Source organism: Wolbachia endosymbiont of Drosophila seguyi (assembly GCF_028981765.1).
GTDB classification, from domain to species: Bacteria; Pseudomonadota; Alphaproteobacteria; order Rickettsiales; family Anaplasmataceae; genus Wolbachia; species Wolbachia pipientis.
Genome location: NZ_JAPQLM010000105.1, coordinates 1 through 3,243, shown reverse-complemented (window position 1 = coordinate 3,243; position 3,243 = coordinate 1). Strand labels below are relative to the sequence as shown.

Here is a 3,243-nt window from a genome sequence, read left to right as displayed (position 1 = left end):
TTGAAAGTATAATGTAAGTAATTAGCCAACCACGGGGCTTCTTTTGCCTTTTTTTTCATTTGGTAAATTTTTTAATATTTATACGGAAGGTAGCGCGTGACGCTGGAACCCCCAAAAAAGGATGATGTCATCCCAGTGCTCCTTTTTTTGTCATCCGAGTAGCTGACACTGTCCTCCTTTGTCATCCCAGTGCCCAGACACTGGGATCCAGCATTTCACGCAATCTCATCAAGAACGTTGTATTTTACATAACACTTTTATGCTTACCAACTTAATAAAATTCCTGGATCCCAGTGTCAGCTACTCGGATGACAAAAAAAGGAGCACTGGGATGACAGGAGAGGGAGGCTACTTGGATGACATCATAGGGGCACTGGGATGACACCATTCTTTTTCCTGGATCCAAATAGTCAAGGCACTGGAATGACAAAAAAAGGAGGCACTGGAACGACAAAGTGGAGTGTCTGCTTCTGTCATCCTATGATAGCTAAAAAGACCTGGTCACGCGCTGGAATGACACCGAAGGGGCTACTGCCCTCTTGGATGGAGACCAGTGTCAGCTACTTAGATGATACCTTTTTTCTACTTAGTTTAGGTTATGCAGAAGTCTAATACAATTATAGAACAAGCTTAAAAATTCTGGTAAAGTAGTTTTATTTACAAAGAAAGAATATGCTACTTGAAATTGAAAAGCGCAGCATAACAAATGCATTGTGGAAGTTGCAAGAAGCAGATCAAAGGCAAATCTTAACTCTTACACAGAGATTTGAGTTACCAGAAATATTAGCAAGAATATTGGTTACTCGTGGTGTTAACATAGAAAATGCAAGCGACTTCTTATATCCACTAATCAGATCGCTATTACCAGATCCCTTTCACCTTCTTGATATGGATAAAGCTGTTTCTCGTATAATACGGGCAATAAAAAATGATGAAAACCTTGCAATATTTGGTGACTATGATGTTGATGGTGCAACGTCGTCAGCATTGATTAACAGGTACCTGAGAGCAATCGATATACACTCTATAATCTACATTCCAGATCGTGTTGATGAGGGTTATGGATTAAACACAGATGCTTTATTACAACTTAAAAAGAATGGAATTGATTTATGTATTTCCGTTGATTGTGGTACGCTTGCATATCAACCAATAGAAGATGCAAAGGCTTTTGGTCTTGATATTATAGTTGTTGACCATCACCTTGGTACGGAAAAATTACCAAGCGCCGTAGCAGTTGTGAATCCAAACCGCCTTGATGAGAGCTCTCCTTATAATAACCTAGCAGCAGTTGGAGTGTCATTTCTGCTAATTGTTGCTCTTAATAAAAGCCTACGTGAGCAAGGATTTTTTACCAACAAAAAAGAACCAGATTTATTTGATCTGTTGGATTTGGTTGCCCTAGGAACTGTCTGTGATGTTATGCAGATCACAGGCCTCAATAGAGCACTTGTCTCACAAGGATTAAAAGTTATGTCAACAAGAAAAAACGTTGGCTTGCGTGTTTTATTTGATGCTTTGGGAATCCTTGAAAAACCAAGTGTTTCTCGATTAGGGTTTAGTATTGGGCCATGCATAAATGCTGGAGGAAGAATTGGAGAAGCATCGCTTGGTGCAAGGTTGCTTTCCACCGATGATGATGAAGAGGCACATTCAATCGCGCTAAAATTAATAGATTTGAATAATGCAAGAAAAGTGTTAGAAAATGAGGCTCTCTTGGAAGCTACAGCACAAGCGGAAAAGTCTGCCCAATCAGGTGCGAATTTTATAATGATAAGTGGCAATTGGCACCAGGGAATAATTGGTATAATTGCATCAAGGCTAAAGGAGCAGTTTCACTTGCCAACAGTAGTGATATCTTTAAATAATGGAATAGGAAAAGCAAGCTGTAGATCAATTTTGGGAGTTGATATCGGTGCTGCAGTCCTTTCCGCAAAGTTTATAAATTTGATTATTGAAGGTGGTGGCCATAGTATGGCGGCAGGATTTTCAATTAAAGAAGACAAAATAAATGATTTGCATGATTTTTTTACTGAAAGATTTTCAAACTCTATAAATGAGAAAACTTTAAAAGCTGATAGTATAGTAACTGCTAAAGCAATAAACTTATCTCTGTGGAACCAACTGCAACGCTTGGGACCATTTGGAGTTGGAAATCCTGAACCAAGGTTTATTATCCAAGGAGCAAAGATAAGAAAGCCTGAAGTTATAGGAGTTGACCATATAAAATGTTTTATTGCTGATGATAATGTTATGGTAAGAGCTATTGCATTTCGTTCTGCAAATACTCATCTTGGCTCTGCTATCATGCAGGGTAATGTTAAAGCTATTTTGGGTAAAATCTCTATGAATTACTGGAATGGCAATGAATTTGTACAATTTTTAATAGAAGATGTATTGACCATAAGTTGAGTGTATCTGTTCAGCAGAGTGGCAAAATAGGTAGACAAGATAAACCAAAAAATCGAGAAAAAGTGAGTTTACAACAACTGGTGTCATGAAATTATCTGACACTGATTTCCATCCAAGAGGGTGTCATTCCAGTGCTCCTATAATGTCATCCCAGTGCGTGACACTGGGATGACACCCTACTTAACCGTCATACCGCGATTCATTCGCGGTATCTCTTAGCCGCTAACAAGTAGCGGGATGACGAGCTTATCGTCATGCCACTGCGAACCGTCATACCGCCGCGAACCGTCATACCGCCGCGAACCGTCATACCGCGATTCATTCGCGGCATCTCTAGATCCCGCTAACAAGCAGTGGGATGACGAGCTTATCGTCACGCCGCCACGAACCGTCATACCGCGATTCATTCGCGGTATCTCTAGATCCCGCTAACAAGCAGCGGAATGACGAGCTTATCGTCACGCCGCCACGAACCGTCATACCGCCGCGGCGCTAACAAGAGATCCCGCTAACAAGCAGCGGGATGACGGTTGTCGTTTAGCCATAAACATTAAAAAATTTACCAAATGAAAAAAAAGGCAAAAGAAACCCTAGTCATTGTCTATTTTCAGTATTGGCGTTTTTAAGTCTTAAACACTGCAATTTAGCTGCTTTTGAATGCAACTAACCTACGCTGCAAATGTTTAAGAAATTTACTAAGCAGAAAAAAAGGCAAAAGAAACCCCGTGTTAGCTAGTTGTCACTCTCTAATCCTGCAAATTGGCGTACTATACTGTCTTAAACGACTTATAAGCGCGTTTCAGCTTATATAGGTAAAAACCCAGAAATGTT

The 3,243-nt window shown here is 40.1% G+C and carries 3 protein-coding genes; all 3 read left to right on the top strand.

What is annotated here, in order from left to right; all coding sequences use genetic code 11:
• Positions 1–178: 178 nt before the first annotated feature.
• The 3 genes from OZD62_RS02375 to recJ are packed head-to-tail and all read left to right on the top strand — an operon-like array spanning position 179 to position 2,412.
• A complete protein-coding gene (locus OZD62_RS02375; RefSeq protein WP_010962508.1) occupies positions 179–382 on the top strand; it encodes a hypothetical protein in 204 nt (67 codons plus the stop codon).
• Positions 379–612: a hypothetical protein gene (locus tag OZD62_RS02370; RefSeq protein WP_010962507.1), complete on the top strand. Its 234-nt coding sequence runs from the start codon at positions 379–381 to the stop codon at positions 610–612. The genes OZD62_RS02375 and OZD62_RS02370 overlap by 4 nt, the downstream gene beginning before the upstream one ends.
• Positions 613–672: 60 nt before the next feature.
• Complete coding sequence (gene recJ / locus OZD62_RS02365; RefSeq protein WP_010962506.1) at positions 673–2,412, top strand: single-stranded-DNA-specific exonuclease RecJ; 1,740 nt, start codon at positions 673–675, stop codon at positions 2,410–2,412.
• Positions 2,413–3,243: the final 831 nt, after the last annotated feature.